The 1,232-nt window shown below is 39.8% G+C and carries 1 protein-coding gene; it reads right to left on the bottom strand.

Annotation, left to right across the window (positions count from 1 at the left end; all coding sequences use genetic code 11):
• Window positions 1-29 precede the first annotated feature (29 nt).
• Window positions 30-1,153 (bottom strand): IS3 family transposase gene (locus C9J37_RS27645; protein WP_107897936.1). Its coding sequence is split into 2 segments (ribosomal slippage): window positions 30-907 and window positions 907-1,153, totalling 1,125 coding nucleotides; the frame shifts between segments, so codons are not numbered across the junction.
• Window positions 1,154-1,232: the final 79 nt, after the last annotated feature.

Below are 1,232 nucleotides of genomic sequence, written 5' to 3'. Positions count from 1 at the left end.
TGGAATGTCAACACAAAACCATACAAAATTTATAAGGGCTGTTGCTTAAACTCCGCTGGCGTCAGATATCCAAGTGTTTGATGAATTCGAATGTTGTTAAACCAATTTACATAATCCCAAAGTTCAAGATCGAGCTGTTCAAGGGAGTGGAAAGTCATCTGGTATACAAATTCGATTTTGAAGCTCTTATACGTCGCCTCAGCCACGGCATTGTCATAAGGACACCCTTTGGCACTAAGTGAACGTTCGATACCGAATGTTTCGGTTGCTTCAGCCATTAATTGATTATCAAACTCTGAACCTCGGTCTGTATGGAATAGCTGCACATCCGATAAATTGCCCTTAATCGTGCTTAACGCTTTATATACCAAGGCTGCGTCCTTATTTGGGCCAGCACTTGCACCGACGATTTCACGGTTAAAGAGATCGACAAATAAGCAAACATAGTGCCATTTTTTGCCGACACGTACGTAAGTTAAATCACTCACTAATACAGATAATTTTTGGTTTTGACTAAATTCACGATTTAATACATTGGCTACAACCGCTTCATTACTACGTTTCTTTTGAGGTTTGTAATACGCGACTGTGTAATTGGACGATAAGCCTAATGTTTTCATCACACGGCCAATACGGCGTTTTGAGACTATCAGGCCTTGTTTTGTCAGCTCCTTCTTGATTTTTCTCGTGCCATAATTATTGCGGCTCTGCTGAAAAATATTGAAGATACGCGCTTCTAAATCGGCTTTGGCAGCCTGTTTTTCATGGTCATCTTTTTTACGAAGATGATAATAATACGTGTTACGCGATAGTTGCAGGACTTTACACATTGCCGATACCGAATAGCGGTCTGCGTTTTTTTGAACGACCTCTATTTTCGTCCCATGATCAGCGCTGCTTGCTTTAAAATATCGTTCTCCATGCGTAGCTGCTTCACTTCTTTACGCAGTTGAAGTAACTCGTTTTCTTCAGTAGAACGGTTGTCTTCGGCTTTAAATGAGCCTGTTTCTTTCTGATTTTTAATCCAGCGATCTAAAGCAGATGGCGTAATATCATATTCTTTGACAATATCTGTACGAGATTTGCCATTTTCGTATAGCTTAACCAATTGTAACTTGAATTCAGGGGTATAAGTTCGACGTTCTCTTCTCATAAGGTACACGCTCCTAAGGGTTCTAATATTTTTAGTATACCCCTTATGAAAGTTGTTTAGTTAAGTGTAGACCATCCAA

The sequence above is a fragment of the Lysinibacillus mangiferihumi genome (assembly GCF_003049665.1).
Classification (GTDB): domain Bacteria; phylum Bacillota; class Bacilli; order Bacillales_A; family Planococcaceae; genus Lysinibacillus; species Lysinibacillus mangiferihumi.
This window is presented reverse-complemented; position numbering and strand designations above follow the sequence as displayed.